Here is a 16,751-nt window from a genome sequence, read left to right as displayed (position 1 = left end):
ACGGGGACAGGGGTGGGGGGCGAGCGGGTGGAACGAGCGGGAGTGGAAGGGGGAGGGGTGCGCGGAGGTCAGACCCGGATGACCTGCGGTCCCTGGAGCGCGTAGCGGTGGGCCTCGGTGCCGGGCAGCGCGGTGGAGGTGACGATGGCCTCGAAGTCCCCCACCTCCGCGAAGCGGCAGAAGCTCACAGCGCCGAACTTGGTGTGCAGGCCCGCGAAGACCCTCCGCCTCGATGCCCGGATCGCCTGCGCCTTGACCTCGCTCACGGCGGGGTCGGGGGTGGTCAGCCCGTGGTCGCGTGAGATGCCGTTGGCGCCGATGAACGCCAGGTCGATGACGAATCCGGCGAGCATCTTCGTCGTCCAGTGCTCGACGGTCGCGAGCGTCCCGCCCCGCACCCGTCCGCCGAGCAGCAAAACGGTGAAGTCGCCCGCGGTCGCCAGCGCGCTGGCCACCGGCAGTGACGCCGTCACAACGGTGAGCGGACGGTCCGTCGGCAGGGCCTCAGCGATCAGCTGAGGGGTGAAGCCCTCGTCGACGAAGACGGTCTCCGCGTCCCCGAGCAACTCGACGGAGGCCGCGGCGATCCGCCGTTTCTCCGGCACGTGCATCGTGGTGCGGAAGGCGAGCGTCGTCTCGAAGCCGGCGCTCTCCACGGGATAGGCACCGCCGTGGGTGCGGCGCAGCAGACCGTGCGACTCCAGCACACGCAGATCGCGGCGAACGGTCTCCTTGGCCACGCCGAGGTCATCGGCGAGTGCGGCCACATCGACGGAACCCATCCGCCGGGCCGTGCCCACGATCTTCCGCTGCCGCTCCACCGCACTCATGACGTGCGCGCACCTCTCTCCGTTCGGTCACGAGGCTGCCCGTTCCTGCCCGTGTGGAAAGTTCTACCGGCCCTCGCCGCGTGCGACCAGCCTCCCCATGGGGCGGATCGTGCCCGCTTATGCCCGTCCCTCCGCATGCCGCAAGACCCCACGCCCTGCGGCGTCCGGCCCCAAGGAGTCCCGTGCCCCTGCCCGTTCGTGTGGCGGACCTGCCCGTTCCCCGCCCGTATCTCCCGGGCGGTTCCGGCGGGGGAGCGGAGAGGGCCTTGACTTCGCCGGTCGGGGCCGAGCTCAATATGCCCTTAATCCAGGCGAAACGGGCACATCCGCCAGGTGAAACGGGCACGGAAAAGCTGCGGGCATGGAGAGCGGGGGAACTGGCCCGCCGTGCGCCCGACACGACCGGGGTGTCCCGCGAGCGGGGGCGCCCCGGCCCATCACGTCGCGTGGTGCCCCGTCCCGTCAGGCCGTGGGGCGGCGGTGTGCGGCAGCCGCCGGCCGACCGCGAGCGGGCGCCGCGGCTCCGGACGCGCACGACACGCTGCTGGACCGGCCGCGTTCCCTGGTGTCGCGGCGTCCCGACGGCCGGGAGCCCGCGAATCGAGGCGGACGTAGCTGTCGACCGGGCCACCGCGTACCGCCGAGCGGGACCCTTCGGTACCTCTGGACGGGTGAAAGATCGGCGAAGCTGAACGGATCTTCAGCCCGGAGCGGATCCGAGAGAGTTTGCTACCGCACTGACGGGCTTTCCTCTGACCCCAACAGAGAGTCCATGGACTCGACGGTAAGGACCTGATTCAGATGCGTAAGACCAAGATCGCCACCTTCGGCGTCCTCGCCGCGGCCATGATCGTGGTTCCGGCCACGCCTGCGTTCGCGTACGACGTCCAGTCTGGCGACACACTCTCGGAAGTCGCCGAGCGGCACGGGACGACGTGGCAGGAACTTGCCGCGGCCAACGGCCTGCGCGACCCCGACCGGATCTTCCCTGGCCAGCACCTTGAGATCGGTGAAGGAGGTGCACCCCAGCCGGGCCCGAAGGCCACCGCGCCGCCCCCGCAGCAGCAGGCGCCGCAGTCGTCGCAGCCGGAGTCGCAGTCGGAGGCGCAGTCGTCTCCGCAGACGTCACAGGCACAGGCCCCGCGGCAGTCGTCACAGGTGCCGCAGCAGTCCTCACATGCGCCGCAGGCCCGCCCCAAGAGGCAGTCTTCGGCGGCGGTGCCCAGTGCGGGCGGCGCCAAGGCGGAGATCATCCGCCGCGAGTCCAGCGGCAACCCGCGCGCCCAGAACGGCAAGTACCACGGCCTGTTCCAGACGGACCAGTCCTGGGGCCGTGGCACGGTCGCCGAACAGCACGCGGGTGCCGAGCGCTACGTTCGCGAGCGCTACGGCTCCTGGGAAGCGGCCCTCCGCTTCCACAACCGCCACGGCTGGTACTGACCCGTCCGGATCCCGGCCCCTTCCAGCCCGCGAGTGGCCGGGGTCCGAACCCGTACCAGCCGCCTCACACATGTCACCGAAGAGGTTCGAGGCGACGACGCGTCGAACCGCAGCCCGTCCACATAGGCGCGCACCCCCGTGCCTTGCCGTCCCACGAGCAGCCGCTGCCCGGCGAGCTGCTCACGCAGCACGACCGCACGACCGCACGACCGCATGACCGCACGACCGCATGACCGCACCCGCCCCCGAACCGCCCGTCCGGGGGCGTCAGCACCACGAACCGCAGCTCTGCGACCGGACGGACGTGCGCCTCGCCGCCCAGATCCCGCGAACCGGTCTTGGACACCGCACCCGGCACCGGCTGGGATCCGACCATGAGCGAGCTGCTGCCTTCCACGTCCCGACTACGGGCCTCAGCGGGGCCGAGCGGGGATTTGGCGTTCTCCCTTTCGGGATCGCGCTTGTGGAGGTACGGAGAATCCTCCGACGGGCAGCGCTACGCCGACGCTCGCCCGACGCGGGTACGTGTGAGCCCCGGGGCGCGCTCGCGGCGGGTGTGCCGCGGGCGGATCAGTCCTCGGCCCAGCCGTGGTTCTTGCCGAACTGCACCAGGTGGCGGCGGATCTCCAGGATCTGCTCGCCTGTCAGCGCGGGGGCGGCGGCGAGCAGCAGCTCGGTGACCGACCTCGTGTACTCGGCGACGCTGAGCACGTCGCACATCGGGTCCTCGCCGTCCTCGGACCTCGGGCCCGAGGAGGGCACCGCGGAGGCGTGGAAGGGCGAGTCCGTCGCCGGCACCTCGGCGCCGTGCGGCAGGCGGACGGATGACGCCTTCAGCCCGCGGTCACCGTCCTCGATCTCGAACTCGACCGCCACGCCCGTGTGCACGAACGACTCCGGGATCAGCAGATCGTTGGCGTGGAGGAAGACGTCCTCACCGCCGTGGTCCGGCGCGATGAACCCATAACCCCGCGCCCCGTCGAACCGGACAACCCGACCAGCGACCATACGCACCCCCACCAACGATCCCGGGCCCCTTGCCCGAACAGCTGACCAGGATCTTAGCGCCACCGGGCGGTGCTCCTGACAGCGCCCGGAGGTGCGGGGACCGGGGGCCGCCGGTTCGTAGTACTGCCGGGCGGGAACGCTGAGGACACCGGGGACACCGCATGACGACCATCCGTGTGCTGATCGCCGACGACCAGAAGATGGTCCGCCAGGGCTTCACGGTGCTGCTCAACGCCGAACCGGGCATCGAAGTGGTGGGGGAGGCGGTGGACGGACTGGACGCCGTCGACAAGGCCGCCGAACTCGCCCCCGACGTGGTCCTGGTGGACATACGGATGCCACGGCCGGGCGGCATCGACGCGACCCGGCGCCTCACCGAGCGGGACGACGCCGCCTTGAAGGTCCTCGTCCTGACGACCTTCGACCTCGACGAATACGGCGAGACCGAGGTCCTCTCGCTCATCGCGCAGGGCCTGTCGAACCAGGAGATCGCCGAGCAGCTCGTGGTCGCCGAGCAGACGGTGAAGACCCATGTGAGCAGGATCCTGGTGAAACTCGGCCTGCGCGACCGCACCCAGGCCGCCGTCTTCGCCTACGAGACGGGCCTCGTCCGCCCGGCGGGCTGCTGAGGCGGCGGTCCGCCGCTGAAGCGGCCGTTCGCGACTGAGACGGCCGTCCGCCGCGCCGGGGGCCGGGAGCATGGCGTCGGCCCCCGGGGGCTCAACTGCCCAGCGCGCGGTCGAGGTTGATGGCCGCGCTGATCAGCGCCAGGTGGGTGAACGCCTGGGGGAAGTTGCCCAGGTGCTCGCCGGTGAGGGCGATCTGTTCCGCGTACTGGCCCACGTGGTTGGCGTAGGTGAACATCTTCTCCAGCGCCAGCCGCGCCTGTTCGACCTGCCCGGTGCGGGTGAGCGCCTCGACCCACCAGAAGGAGCAGATGGAGAAGGTGCCCTCGGCGCCGGTCAGGCCGTCCGGGGCCAGTTCGGGGTCGTAGCGGAACACGAGGGTGTCGGCGACCAGGCTGCGCTGGATGGCCTCCAGCGTCGAGTGGAACCGGGGGTCGGCCGGCGAGACGAACTTGACCATCGGCATCAGCAGGAGGGCCGCGTCCACGACCCTGGCCGAGGGCTTCCCCTCCTCCTCGCTGAGGCGCTGTACGAAGGTGCGGGCCTCGGCGTCCCAGCCGCGGTCCATGATCTGGTGGTAGATCCGGTCGCGCACCTGTGTCCAGCGCGCGAGATCGCTGGGCAGTCCCCGCTGGTGGGCCATGCGGATCATGCGCTCGACGGCGACCCAGCACATCAGGCGGGAGTACGTGTGGTGCTGCGGCCCCGCGCGGGTCTCCCAGATGCTGGTGTCCGGGCTGTCCCAGTGTTCGAGGAGCCAGTCCAGGATCTCGCACAGGTCGGTCCACGCCTGGTGCGAGATGCCCGCGCCGTACTTGTTGAACAGGTAGATGGAGTCGATGAGTTCGCCGTAGATGTCGAGCTGGAGCTGGCCGGCCGCCGCGTTGCCCGCGCGCACCGGGTGGGAGCCCCGGTAGCCCTCCAGGTGGTCGAGGACGTGCTCGGTCAGATCGGCGTCGTGCCCGTCGATGGAGTACATCACCCGCAGCGGCCCGCCCTCTTCGCACGAGGCGTCCCGCAGACACCGGGTGAGCCACTCGACGAACGCCTCGGCCTCCTGGGTGAAGCCCAGGCTGAGCAGGGCGTAGAGGGAGAAGGCCGCGTCCCGGATCCAGACGTAGCGGTAGTCCCAGTTGCGCGCGCCGCCGATCCGCTCGGGCAGTCCCAGGGTGGGGGCCGCGATGATGGCGCCGGACGGCTCGTGGGTGAGGAGCTTGAGGGTGAGCGCGGAGCGCTGCACCGTCTCGCGCCACCGGCCCTTGTACTTCGAGCCGCTGAGCCACTTCCGCCAGAAGCGCACCGTCGCCCGGAAGAGGTCCTCCGCGTCCTCGGGCCCGACCGGCTGCACGGCCGGGGCGTCGGCCGAGCGGTGGGCGACCTCCAGCACGAACAGCGCGACCTCGCCCTCGGCCAGGTCGAACTCGCCCACCGCGTCCTGCCCGTCCGGGCGCAGCTCGGGTCCGGCGTGCAGGTGGAGGGCGAGAGTCTCACCGGTGAAACACACCCCGTCCGGCATCCGCTCCACGCGGTGGGTGTCGCGCCCGTAGTTCATACGGGGCGCGACGCGGGTGCGCATCCGCATCCGGCCCCGCACGCTGACCACCCGGCGCACCAGGCGCTGCCGGTGGTCCGGGTCCCGCTCGGTGAGGACGGGCATGAAGTCCTGGACCTCGACCATGCCTTCCACGGTCAGCATGCGGGTGATGAGGATGTTGGTGTCGGGGAAGTAGAACTGCTGCACCGAGGTGACCTCGCACAGCGGCCCGACCCGCCAGCAGCCGCCCTTCTTCGCGTCGAGCAGCCCGCCGAAAACACTGGGGGAGTCGAAGCGCGGGGCGCAGAACCAGTCGATGCGACCGTCGCTGCCCACCAGGGCCGCGGTCCGCAGGTCGCCGATGAGGCCGTGCTCGGCGATGGGCAGGTAGCCGGGATCCGGGTCGTCGGCGGAGCAGACGGGCTCGCTCGCCCGTGCCGTCGACGGCCCAGCCGCTTCCTTGCCGCCGTGCCCGTCTGGAGGAGATTGGCCCATTCATCCTCGGTACCACGGGCCTCACGGGCGGGCCACCCGGGCGCCGGTGGGTCCCGTGGGCCCCGTGGGCCCCGCGCCGGTCCACCGGGGTTCGGCGCGCCGGCGGTCTACCGGGGTTCGGCGCGGAGCGTCAGGCTGCCGGGGATCGCGGCGAACGCCGTGCGCAGCTCGTCCGCGAGCCGCTCACAGGTGGCCTCCTCGGGGATGGCCGCCCAGGTCTCCAGGGCGTGGCTGAACGCGGCGACCAGGAGGTCCAAGGCCAGCCGGGGACGCAGGTCGGCGGGGTCGCCGAGGTCGAGCCTGCGGCGGAGGAGGTCGAGCGCCGCGCGGCTGGTGCGGTCGCAGAAGTGCAGGCCGTGCGCGTCCATCGACGGTGTCTTCGCCGCGAGCTGCCGGCTGAGCAGCACCCGCCGGGGCCACTCCTCGTCCGGCATCCGCTCGACGGTGGCCAGCACGCCGGCCCGCAGCATCTCCAGGAGGGTGCCGCCCTTCTCCGGCTCCCGGGTCTCCAGGTCGAGGAGGAACGCCTCCCACAGGTCCTGGGTGGGGGCCATGGCGACGTCTTCCTTGCTGGCGAAGGTGCGGAAGAAGGTGCGCTTGGAGACCTCGACGGCCTCGCACAGCTCGTCCAGCGTCGTGCCGTCGAAGCCGCGCGCGGTGAACAGCTCCAGCGCCGTGTCGACCAGCGCCTGACGGGTCCGGATCTTCTTGCGCTCGCGCAGCGGCAGCGGCTTGTGCACAGCTTCGGCCATACGGGGAGTGTAACCGTGCACGCCCTGGACAGGCGATTGCCTCTTGACGGCTAACGCCACTCAGTGGCAATAATGTGTCCGGCGTCCTTGAGGCGTCCCCTCCCCTCCCTGTGGAAGTTCCCTCCCGTGAAAGGTGCGCCCGATGCGTGCTCTCCTGACCGACAGATCCGCCGCCGCCGGGCTGCGCCTCGGTGCGGCCCCGGACCCCGAACCCGCCCCGCACCAGGCTCTGGTCCGGGTGACGGCCGTCTCCTTGAACCACGGCGAGATCGCGCACGGGGTGCCGGACGCGTCCGAGGGCTCCGTCCTCGGCTGGGACGCGGCCGGAGTCGTGGAGCGGGCGGCGGCCGACGGTTCGGGCCCGGCGGCGGGTACCCCCGTCACGACAGTGGGCATCGACGGGGCATGGGCCGAACTCCGCGCGGTGGACACCGCCCGGATCGGCACGGCGCCCGCCGGCGCGGACCCCGGCGCCCTCGGCACGATCCCCGTCGCGGGTGCCAGCGCCCTGCGCGCACTGCACCGCACCGGTCCGCTCCTCGGCCGGCGGATCCTCGTCACCGGCGCCACCGGCGGCGTGGGGCGCTACGCCGTGCAGCTCGCCCGGCTCGGCGGCGCCCAGGTCGCGGCGACGACCGGCGATCCGCGGGGACGTGGGGAGGAACTGCGCGCGCTCGGCGCCCACGAGGTGGTCGCGGACCCGTCGGAACTCGCGGCGCCGGTGGACGGCGTGGTCGAACTGGTCGGCGGTTCCCAGATGGTGACGGCCTATCAGGCCATGGCCGCGGGCGGCACCCTGGTATCGGTCGGGCACTCCGCGGGGGCGGCCGAGACCTTCCCGTTCGGTGCCTTCCTCGGCAACGGCGGGCGCCACGACCGTATGATCGCCAGCTTCTACCTGCTGGAGTGCGCCGGGCTCACTCGCGACCTGACGTGGCTCGCCGGGCGGGTGGCGGCCGGTGAGCTCGACCCGGGTATCGCGTGGCGGGGCAGCTGGTCCCGGGTGGCGGAGGCGGCCGAGGCCCTGACCGGCCGCCGCCTGCACGGCAAGGCCGTGCTCGAAGTGGACTGAGCGTGGGGGGCGGCTGCCGGCACCGCTCCACCGAGTGACCGGCCCGCGAGGGCACCGGCCCGACGGGGTCACCGGCCCAACGGGGGTACCGGTTTCAAGTCGTCACCGGTTCAGGGGGTGACCGGTTCGAGGGAGCACCGGCCCGGCGAGGTCAACTCCGCACGTCCTGGCCCCCGTCCGGGCCCTCCTGCCCCAGCACGTACAGCTCCGGGAGGTTGACGACGATGGCCTCCTGGGTGCTGCGGGCGATCACCACCACGGCCTCGTCGTCCGGGCTCGGGTTCTCCTCGCGGTGGGGCACATAAGGGGGAACGAAGATGTAGTCGCCCGGTGCGGTACGGATGCGGACCTCTTCCGCCGTGCCCGAGGAGTCGTCGAGGAAGACGAACTCGGGGTGGCCCTTGACCACATGGATCGCCGTCTCCGACACGCCGTGGTGGTGGTTGGCGGAGGCGGTGTCCGGGGCGACATGTGTCTGACCCATCCAGATCCGCTCCGAGCCGGTGGTGCCGCCGCTGATCGCGGCGAACCGCCGCATGCCGCCCGTCTGCGCCGTCCCGTCGTCGAGGTCGTCGGCCCGGACGTGGTGCAGACGTGCGCGCAGCGGGCTGGTGGCCGCCGCCTCGGGCGGGCCGTCCGGCAGGTCGGGGTGGAAGGCGTCGTGCCCGGCGGCGGGCGGCTGGGAGGGCGAGGTCATGGCGGTGCTGCCTCATCGGGACGGAGGGGCGGGGGGGGAGGGGTGGTGGGTTGTGCTCGGCGCCGGCCGTGGAGAGCGCCGGGAAAGTGACCGTAGAGAGCGCCGGGAAAGGATGTCAAGATGTGTCCATTGCCGCCGGGCCGGCTCCGCGGCCGGTCACCGGGCGGCTCAACCGAACCTGATCCCGTGGAAGACGGTGCGCATGCAGATCTCGGCGAAGGCGGATTACGCGGTGCGGTCGCTGGTGGAACTCGCCGCCGACAGCGCCAGGCCCCTCACGTGTGAGGCCATCGCCTCCTCGCAGGACATCCCCTTCCGCTTTCTCAAATCGGTCTTCCGTGACCTGCGGCGGGAGGGCCTCGTGCGCAGCCAGCGCGGCTGCGAGGGCGGCTACTGGATCGCCCGCGACCCGGCCGCCATCACCGTCGCCGAGGTGATGACGGCCGTCGACGGTGAGCTGTTCACCGTGCGCGGCGAACGCCCCGACCGCCTGCGCCACCCCGGCGCCGCGCAAGGCGTCGCGGACCTGTGGCACCACCTGGCCACCACCGCCGAAGCCCGGCTCCGGGCCACGACCATCGCCGACCTGGCTTCGCACCCGCGCCCCGCGCAGTCGGGAGCCGCCCCCGCGGGAGCCGCCCCCGCGGGGGCCGCGCCCGTGGGAGCCGTGCCCGTGACCGAGCCTCGCGATGTCGAGCCCCATGTCGGGCGCCAGGTCCCCGAGTCGGCCGCCTCGGTATGAAACCCCGGCACGACGCGGACGGCGAAGGTTCGGGGCGCGCCCCGGGCGTGGGCGGCCCCGGTGGCCAAGCCCCGCTTCGTGTCACCGAGTTCACCGACGCCGCGTGTCCCTGGGCGTGGGGGGCCGAGCCCACCTTCCGGCTGTTGCGGCAGACCCTTGGTGCGGGCGCCTCGTGGCGGCGGGTCTTCGGGATCCTTTTCGACGAGGACGACGATCCGGCCCCGGACCCCGATGCCGAGGCGCGCTGGTACGAGGGGTTCATCCGGGAGGTGACGGCGCACACCCGGGCGCCCTGTGCCGAGCGGCTGCACTGGCTGACGCGTACCAGCTGGCCCGCCTCGCGCGCGGTGAAGGCTGCCTCGGCGCAGGGGGAGGAGGCCGCGTCGCGCGTGCTGCGGCGGCTGCGCGAGACGACGTTCGTGCTGGGCACCCCCGCCGACACGCCGGAGGGGGTACGGGAGGCGGTCAGCGGGGTGCCGGGGCTCGACGCCGCCCGGCTGACGCGGGAGATGGCGCAGCGCGCCGTGGACGCGGCGGTGCGCGCGGACCACGCCGAGGCCCGCAGGCCCCACCCGCAGGTGTGGGGCCTGAAAGAGCCGGGCCCGCACCCGGGAGGGGCGAAGGAGTTGGAGGAGGGGCACCGGTACGCGCTGCCGACGCTGCTCTTCGAGGGGCCCGGCGGCACGGTGTGCGTCCCGGGCCACCGCCCGCTGAGCGCGTACCTGGCGGCGGCCCGCGACGCCGCGCGCGTGCCGCTGCCGGATCCGGTGCGGCTGCCGCCCGCCGTCGCGCTGGAGCGCTGGCGCACCCTGACCGGCCCTGAGCTGGCCGCGCTCACGACCGGAGGCGAACCGCCGCCCGGCGCCGTGCGGTTGGCCACCGGCAACGGTCCGCTGTGGCTCCATCCGGAGGAGGCCCGCACCCACCCCGCGACCCGGAACCGCCCTGCCGAGGGAGAAAGCGCAGGTCATACGGGTCTCAGTTGATGAGACACCTGTAGGTGTCCATTGACAGGGCCGCGGCGCGCCGTGAGGATACTGGGCATGCATTCGACGCACCCCGGTGTGGTCTGTCGCTACGTGGACTTCCGGCACACATCCAGCGCGCTCTGTCGCTGACCCCGCGGTCCCTCCCGACGCGCCACCGCTGACGACCCGACGCCCCCTGCGTACCCGAAGGCTTCCCGGCCGCCGGGCCCGAGTCCGCTTCGTGTCCGTGTTCGCGTCCGGGGAAGCGTCTGCCTCCCGCCGTCGCTCACCGCGTCGGCGCCGGCACCCCTCCCCTTGCGCCCCTTGCGCCCCTCGCGCTCCGTCAGCGTGCCCGCACGGCTGCTCCCGCAGGGGTGCGAGTCGGTGCGGCGCCGTCACCCCCCCGGCGCATCAGCGTCCCGCGCCTTCCCGCGCCTGACGGGCCGTCACTGATGACGGCCCGTCAGGACAGGCCCCTCTGAACCCCTTCCCGCTCGTGACGGCCGCCGTCCTCGCGGAAACGCTCCAGGGCCGACCCCGCCCCTGGACCCCTCCTCGATACGCCGGCGCATCCGAAAGGCCCCCACCCCATGGCCGAGAAAGACGGCACCCCTCCGACCCGTTCGCGCTCCGCGCCACCGCAACCGCCGCCGTCACCGCCTCAGCTGTGGCGCCGGCGCTCCCTCCTCGGCGCCTCGCTCGGGGCGGGCGCGGCCCTCGCCCTGTCCGGCTGCGGCGGCCGGGCCACCACGGCGGCGGCGGGGGAGACCTCCACGCTGAAGTGGGGGTGGGACCTGCCGACATCCTGGGACCCGGTCACCTCCTCCGCCGGCTGGGACGTGCACGGACTGTCCCTCGTCTACGCCGGGCTGACCAAGCTCGACCAGGAGGGCAAGGCCGTCCCGGCGCTGGCCAGTTCGTGGTCGTACAGCCACGGCGGCACCGTCGTCCGCTTCCGGCTGCGGCCGGGGCTGCGCTTCAGCGACGGGGCCCGGCTGGACGCCGAGGCCGTGGTCAAGAGCCTCAAGCGGGGGCGCGATCACCCCAAGTCGCTCGTCGCGGCGCAGCTGGTGGGGGTGAAGACGATCGCCGCGCCGGACCCCCGCACCGTCGAACTGCGGCTCTCCGAGCCGGACTACCAGGTCCCGGCGCTGCTGGCGGGCAAGACCGGCATGATCGTGAACCCCGCAGCGCTCAAGAAGGACCCCGGAGCCCTGGCCACCCAGCCCGCCGGGGCAGGGCCCTACACCCTCACCTCCTACGTCCAGAACTCCCGGGCGATCCTGCGCAGCAACCCGCGCTACTGGGACGCACGGCACATCAAGGTCGACAACTTCGAGCTGTACCCGCTGCCGGAGGGCTCCACCGTTGTGGCCTCGCTGACCTCCGGGCAGTACAACGTCGCCCAGATACCCGGCAGTCAGGTCAAGGCGGCGCGGGCGGCCGGGCTCCAGGTGCAGGTCATCCCCTCCATGGTGGTCGCCGTCCTCGACGTGCACACCGGCAAGAAGCCGTTCGACGACCCCGATGTCGCGCTCGCCCTGAAGTACGCCGTCGACCGCGAACAGCTCCTCAAGACCGCGCTGTTCGGCCACGGCGAGGTCACCCGCCAGCCCTTCCCCGATGGGTACGCGGGCCACGACAAGGCGCTCGACCGGCTCTTCCCCTACGACCCGGCCAAGGCCAGAAAGCTGCTCGCCAAGGCCGGACACGCCAAGGGGCTGGAGATCACCCTCACCACCCAGCAGGCCGAGGGCGTCCCCGAACTGCTCCAGGCACAGCTCAAACGCGTCGGCATCGACGTGAAGATCGAGACCATCCCCGCAGCGCAGGCCACCCAGATCGTGTACGTCCAGCGCGCCAAGGCGCTCTACGTCGACCAGTTCGCCGGCCGGGAGTCCGCCACCCAGGGGTTCCAGGTCCTCTTCGGCAAGGAGGGGCTGATGAACCCGGGGCGCCAGGTCTCGCCGAAGCTGGAGAAGGCCCTGGACGCCGTGCGCCGCACCCCGCTCGAAGCGCCGCACTATCCGAAGGTGCTGCGCGAGGCGAGCGGGATCGCGGTGCGCGAGATGCCCAACGTCTTCCTCTACACCATCCCGCGCATCCTCGCCCGCAACGCGCAGGTATCCGAGATCCCCGCCCATCCCGTCGTCCAGCGCTTCGAGGGGGTCACCGTCTCATGAGTGCCACCGCCGCGGCACGGCCGCTGGGAAGAGTGCTGGTGACCACCGTCACCGTGCTGCTCCTCGCCTCCGTGCTGACCTTCGCGCTCGGCGCGCTCTCCGAGGCCAACCCGGCAGCCGCCGTGCTGGGGGACCTCGCCACCCCGACCGACATCGCCCGCATGGAGGCGCAGTTCGGGCTCGACAAGCCGTTGCCCGAACAGTTCCTCCACTGGCTGGGCGGCGCCGTCACCGGCGACCTGGGCATCTCCTGGTTCACCGGCGTCCCGGTCTCCGACAGCATCGCCGAAGCCCTCCCCGTGGACCTGTCCATCGCCGGACTCGCCCTGCTGCTGGCCGTACTCATGGGCGGGGGCGCCGGGATCGCCGCCGCGCTGAACAACGGCGGCCGGATCGACCGCGCCGTCACCCTGGTCTGCTCCGTGCTGTCCACGCTGCCGCCGTTCCTCATCGGCATCGTGCTCATCATCATCTTCGCCGTGCAGTTCGGCGCCCTTCCCACGGGCGGCTACCAGCCGCTGGAGACCGGGCCCGGACAGTGGCTGCGGTACGCGATCCTGCCCGCCTTCGCGCTGAGCCTGGACGCGGCGGCCTCGCTCGCCCGGCAGTTGCGCACCTCCCTGGTGGGCGCGCTGCGCGAGAACTATGTGACCGGCGCCGAGATGCGCGGGTTCTCGGCGCGCCGCGTGCTGTTCGGGCACGTGCTGCGCAACGCCGCGGGACCCGCGCTGACGGTCCTGGGCATGAGCGTCCCCCTCATCCTCGGAGGCGCCGTCGTCACCGAGAAGATCTTCAACCTCCCCGGCATGGCCCAGCTCTCCCTCCAGGCCGCCGAGCAGCACGACGTGCCGGTGGTCCAGGGCACGCTGCTGGTCACCGTCGCGGTGGTCGTCGTCGCCAACCTCGCCGTCAACGCGGCGCTCACCGCGCTCAACCCGGCGGCGGTGCGGCGCACGGGGCCCGGGAAGGCCCGAGGAGTCGGGAAGACCCGAGGAGCCGGAAGAGCCCGAGGAGCCGAAGGCGCCCCGCGTGCCGGGCGCCCGGGCCGTCTCGTACGCGTCACCGGGGCCCGCCACGGGAGCACCCCGGGCGAAGGGAGCACCTCATGAGGACGCTGCGCCGCGCCCTGCGGCTCCCCTCCGCACGGGCCGCCCTCGCCGTGCTCGCGCTGATCGCGCTGCTCGCCCTCGCGGGCGGCGCCCTGGTCCCGCACGATCCGCTGGCCCAGCACCCCGGACAGATGCTGCGCGGGCCCAGCCTCGGCAACCCGCTGGGCACCGACTACCTGGGACGGGACGTGCTCAGCAGGCTGGTGGCGGGCACCGGGCTGTCCGTCGTAGGGGCCCTGGAGGCCGTCGGCGCCGCGATGCTGTTGGGAGTGCTGCCCGCACTCGCCTCGGTCTGGCTCGGCAGGACCGTCGAGTGGAGCTTGCAACGCGTCGCCGACACGCTGATGGTCATGCCGTTCACGGTGTTCGCCATCGCGGTCGTCGCGGCGCTCGGCAACGGCATGCACCAGGCGATGCTCGCCCTCGGTGTGCTGTTCGCTCCCCTCTACTTCCGCGTCACCCGCGCCGCGGCGCTCGGCCTGCGGCAGGCGCAGTACGTGGAGGCCGCCGAGCTGATGGGCGCCTCGCGGTGGTGGATCCTGCGGGTCCACATCTGGGGGAAGATCCTGCCCACCGTGGCCGTGACCACCGCGCAGGCCATCGGCCAGGCGCTGCTGGTGGTCTCCTCGCTGACCTTCCTCGGCCTCGGCGTCCAGCCGCCGCATCCGACCTGGGGCGGCATGCTCGCCTCCGACCTGGGCTATCTCGCCCAGCAGCCGTGGTCCCCGCTCTTTCCCGGGCTGGCGATCATGCTCACCGTCGGCGCCCTCAACCTGCTGGCCGACGCGGTCAGGGACAGCGGCACCGGCGACGCCCTCGCCCCGCTCTCCGCCGCTTCCCCTGCCCCTGTCCCCGCTTCCGCCGACAGCGCTCCCGATCCCGGCGGCACGTCCGCTTCCGCCGGCGCCCCCGAACCCGGCACACCCCGTACCGAGGAGGCCGACTCCCGTGTCACGACCGGCTGAACCGACCGGCGCCCCGCCCGTGCTGACCGTCGAGGGACTCGACGTCACCATCGGGTCCGGAGGCCGCGCCGCGCGCGCCGTCCGACGGGTGGACCTCACCCTCCACCGTGGCGAGGCCGTCGGCCTGGTGGGGGAGTCCGGCAGCGGCAAGAGCCTCACCTGCCGCTCCGTCCTGGGCGTACTGCCGGACGGCATCGCCGTGACCGGCGGACGCATCGGTCTCGCCGATCCCGACGGCGACGGGACGACCGAGCTGACCGGCCTGGACCGCGCGCGGTGGAACACCGTGCGCGGGCGCCGGGTGGCGGCCGTCTTCCAGGACCCCGCCTCCTACCTCAACCCCTCGCTCACGGTGGGCCGCCAGCTGTCCGAACAGCTCCGCGTCGGACGCGGACTGTCCCGTCCGGCCGCGCGCGAGCGGGCCGTCGAACTGTTCGGCGCCGTCGGGCTGCACCGGCCGGACGAGCTGTACGACCGCTACCCGCACGAGCTGTCCGGCGGCATGCTGCAACGCGTCCTGATCGCCATCGCCGTCTCCTGCGAGCCCGAACTGCTCATCGCCGACGAGGCGACGACCGCGCTGGACGTCGTCATCCAGGCCGAGATCCTCGAACTTCTCCAGTCCCTGCGCACCGCACACGGCCTCGCTCTGGTGCTGGTCACCCACGACCTCGCCGTGGTGGCCGAGGGCTGCGACCGGGTCGTGGTGATGTACGCGGGGGAGATCGTCGAGGACGGTCCGACCGAGGCTGTCCTCGCCGCACCCGCGCACCCCTACACCGAAGCCCTGCTGCGCGTCGCCTCGCTGGGCGCCTGGGGCCGCCGCGAACTGGAAGTCATCGAAGGACAGCCCCCCGAGGCCGGGGCCGAACTGCCCGGCTGCCGCTTCGCCGACCGGTGCCCGTACGCCGAACCCCGGTGCACCGAGGCCCCGGTGGAGCTGGCCGTCAGCGCCGACGGGCGCCGCTCCCGCTGCCTGCTGACCCCCGGCGCCGACGGACGTCGGGGCGCCGATGAGCCTCACGCCGCCGGCTCCCACGACGCCGCCGGCTCCCACGACGCCGCCGGTTCGCCCGAACCCGACGGGCGTCGCGCCGCCGCCACCCCCGCGCCCGCCGCCCGCACCGCCCTCACGGAAGGAGCGCAGCCATGACCGCAGGGCTCGCCGCGACCGCACCCACTCCCGCACCCACGTCCGCGTCCGCACGCGTACCCGCCGGGAGGGGCGAGGCGGGGGAGACGGGGGAGGCGGGGGACGTTCTGCTCGACATCGCGGGGCTGGACGTCTCCTACGGCCGCCGCACGAGCGTGCGCTCCGGGCCCGGACGGGCCGGGGACCAGCGGGTGCTCGCCGGGGTCGACCTGACCGTACGGGCCGGGGAGATCGTCGGGATCATCGGTGAGACCGGCTCGGGCAAGACCACCTTGGCCCGCGCCGCCGTCGGGCTGGTGCGCCCCGGCGCCGGGCGGATCACCTGCGCCGGGCACGATCTGGCGGGGCTGCGCGCCCGACAGTTGCGGGACTTCCGCCGCTCGGGCCGGGTGCAGTACATGTTCCAGGACCCGTTGCGCTCCCAGGATCCTGAGCTGACGGTGCGCCGGATCGTCGCCGAACCCCTCGCGGCGGCCGGGACGCGGGATCGCCGCACGCGGGCCGAACGGGCGGACGAGGCGCTCGCGCTGGCCGGGCTCGACCCGGACCTGCTCGGCGACCGGACCCCCGCGCAGATCTCCGGGGGACAGCGCCAGCGCGTCTCCCTGGCCCGCGCGGTGGTCACCCGTCCCGAGCTGCTGATCACCGACGAGCCGGTGAGCGCGCTCGACGCCTCCAACCGGAACCTCGTCCTGCGCCTCCTCGACCGGCTGCGCGAGGAGATGGGCCTCGCCGTCGTCGTCATCTCGCACGACCTCAGCTCGCTGGCCGGGATCGCGGACCGGGTCGCCGTCCTCTACCGGGGCCGGCTGGTCGAACAGGGGACCGTCAGCCAGGTGCTGGAGCGCCCCTCCCACCCCTACACCGCCCTGCTGACCGCCTCGGCGCCGCGCGTGCGCGACAGCGGCGAGCCGGACGGCCCGCGCCCCGCCGAGCTGCGCCCGCCCCAGGACCGCGAACCCTGGCCGGACGACCAGGGGTGCGTCTTCGCACCGCGCTGCCGCTTCGCCGACGACGCGTGCCGCACCGAGCCCGTCCTGCTGCCCGGCCCCGGCCCCGGCAGCGGGCAGGCGGCGGCGCACGCCGCCGCCTGCCACCACGCCGAGGAGTTGCGGCACACGCTCGCCCCCGCGCGCCGCTGACCGGCCCCGGCCCACACGCGGCCGTCCCGGCCCAC

15 protein-coding genes are annotated in these 16,751 nt (G+C 73.2%); 10 read left to right on the top strand and 5 right to left on the bottom strand.

The window, feature by feature from the left end; all coding sequences use genetic code 11:
- Positions 1 to 68: 68 nt before the first annotated feature.
- The gene (locus tag OHB04_RS04890; protein ID WP_326686443.1) at positions 69 to 830 is read right to left on the bottom strand and encodes a DeoR/GlpR family DNA-binding transcription regulator; all 762 of its coding nucleotides are present in this window, start codon (positions 828 to 830) and stop codon (positions 69 to 71) included.
- An 801-nt stretch (positions 831 to 1,631) separates the two neighbouring features.
- On the opposite strand from OHB04_RS04890, the gene OHB04_RS04885 reads away from it, so the two are divergent.
- On the top strand, positions 1,632 to 2,270 hold the full coding sequence (locus OHB04_RS04885) for a LysM peptidoglycan-binding domain-containing protein (RefSeq protein WP_326686442.1): 639 nt from the start codon (positions 1,632 to 1,634) through the stop codon (positions 2,268 to 2,270).
- A 570-nt stretch (positions 2,271 to 2,840) separates the two neighbouring features.
- On the opposite strand, the gene OHB04_RS04880 is transcribed toward OHB04_RS04885, so the two are convergent.
- Positions 2,841 to 3,278, bottom strand: coding sequence for a cold-shock protein (locus tag OHB04_RS04880; RefSeq protein WP_326686441.1), 438 nt, complete (start codon positions 3,276 to 3,278; stop codon positions 2,841 to 2,843).
- 161 nt (positions 3,279 to 3,439) lie between these two features.
- Here OHB04_RS04880 and OHB04_RS04875 point away from each other — a divergent pair, with 161 nt between their 5' ends.
- Complete coding sequence (locus tag OHB04_RS04875; RefSeq protein ID WP_326686440.1) at positions 3,440 to 3,907, top strand: response regulator transcription factor; 468 nt, start codon at positions 3,440 to 3,442, stop codon at positions 3,905 to 3,907.
- 91 nt (positions 3,908 to 3,998) lie between these two features.
- Here the strand turns inward: OHB04_RS04875 and OHB04_RS04870 are convergent, their stop codons facing one another.
- Both OHB04_RS04870 and OHB04_RS04865 read right to left on the bottom strand, forming a co-directional pair.
- Positions 3,999 to 5,933: a glycoside hydrolase family 15 protein gene (locus tag OHB04_RS04870; RefSeq protein ID WP_326686439.1), complete on the bottom strand. Its 1,935-nt coding sequence runs from the start codon at positions 5,931 to 5,933 to the stop codon at positions 3,999 to 4,001.
- A 107-nt stretch (positions 5,934 to 6,040) separates the two neighbouring features.
- Complete coding sequence (locus OHB04_RS04865) at positions 6,041 to 6,685, bottom strand: TetR/AcrR family transcriptional regulator (protein WP_326686438.1); 645 nt, start codon at positions 6,683 to 6,685, stop codon at positions 6,041 to 6,043.
- Positions 6,686 to 6,827: 142 nt separating this feature from the next.
- Here OHB04_RS04865 and OHB04_RS04860 point away from each other — a divergent pair, with 142 nt between their 5' ends.
- Positions 6,828 to 7,757, top strand: coding sequence for a zinc-binding dehydrogenase (locus tag OHB04_RS04860; protein ID WP_326686437.1), 930 nt, complete (start codon positions 6,828 to 6,830; stop codon positions 7,755 to 7,757).
- A gap of 151 nt (positions 7,758 to 7,908) precedes the next feature.
- Here the strand turns inward: OHB04_RS04860 and OHB04_RS04855 are convergent, their stop codons facing one another.
- Entirely contained in the window at positions 7,909 to 8,454 is a 546-nt protein-coding gene (locus OHB04_RS04855; protein WP_326686436.1) for a cupin domain-containing protein, read from the bottom strand.
- A gap of 202 nt (positions 8,455 to 8,656) precedes the next feature.
- Here OHB04_RS04855 and OHB04_RS04850 point away from each other — a divergent pair, with 202 nt between their 5' ends.
- The 7 genes from OHB04_RS04850 to OHB04_RS04820 all read left to right on the top strand — a co-directional run bounded on the left by OHB04_RS04850 (position 8,657) and on the right by OHB04_RS04820 (position 16,716).
- Positions 8,657 to 9,196 carry an RrF2 family transcriptional regulator gene (locus OHB04_RS04850; RefSeq protein ID WP_326806877.1) on the top strand — a complete coding sequence of 180 codons (540 nt, stop codon included), beginning with the start codon at positions 8,657 to 8,659 and terminating at the stop codon, positions 9,194 to 9,196.
- A gap of 143 nt (positions 9,197 to 9,339) precedes the next feature.
- Positions 9,340 to 10,182 carry a hypothetical protein gene (locus OHB04_RS04845; RefSeq protein ID WP_326806876.1) on the top strand — a complete coding sequence of 281 codons (843 nt, stop codon included), beginning with the start codon at positions 9,340 to 9,342 and terminating at the stop codon, positions 10,180 to 10,182.
- A gap of 572 nt (positions 10,183 to 10,754) precedes the next feature.
- On the top strand, positions 10,755 to 12,347 hold the full coding sequence (locus OHB04_RS04840) for an ABC transporter substrate-binding protein (RefSeq protein ID WP_326686433.1): 1,593 nt from the start codon (positions 10,755 to 10,757) through the stop codon (positions 12,345 to 12,347).
- The gene (locus OHB04_RS04835) at positions 12,344 to 13,456 is read left to right on the top strand and encodes an ABC transporter permease (RefSeq protein WP_326806875.1); all 1,113 of its coding nucleotides are present in this window, start codon (positions 12,344 to 12,346) and stop codon (positions 13,454 to 13,456) included. Before OHB04_RS04840 ends, OHB04_RS04835 begins: the two co-directional genes overlap by 4 nt.
- Positions 13,453 to 14,421: an ABC transporter permease gene (locus tag OHB04_RS04830; protein ID WP_326806874.1), complete on the top strand. Its 969-nt coding sequence runs from the start codon at positions 13,453 to 13,455 to the stop codon at positions 14,419 to 14,421. Before OHB04_RS04835 ends, OHB04_RS04830 begins: the two co-directional genes overlap by 4 nt.
- Positions 14,405 to 15,574: an ABC transporter ATP-binding protein gene (locus OHB04_RS04825; protein ID WP_405806697.1), complete on the top strand. Its 1,170-nt coding sequence runs from the start codon at positions 14,405 to 14,407 to the stop codon at positions 15,572 to 15,574. Before OHB04_RS04830 ends, OHB04_RS04825 begins: the two co-directional genes overlap by 17 nt.
- Positions 15,571 to 16,716, top strand: coding sequence for an ABC transporter ATP-binding protein (locus OHB04_RS04820; protein WP_326806873.1), 1,146 nt, complete (start codon positions 15,571 to 15,573; stop codon positions 16,714 to 16,716). The genes OHB04_RS04825 and OHB04_RS04820 overlap by 4 nt, the downstream gene beginning before the upstream one ends.
- Positions 16,717 to 16,751 lie beyond the last annotated feature (35 nt).

This window comes from Streptomyces sp. NBC_01775 (assembly GCF_035917675.1).
Classification (GTDB): Bacteria; Actinomycetota; Actinomycetes; order Streptomycetales; family Streptomycetaceae; genus Streptomyces.
This window is presented reverse-complemented; position numbering and strand designations above follow the sequence as displayed.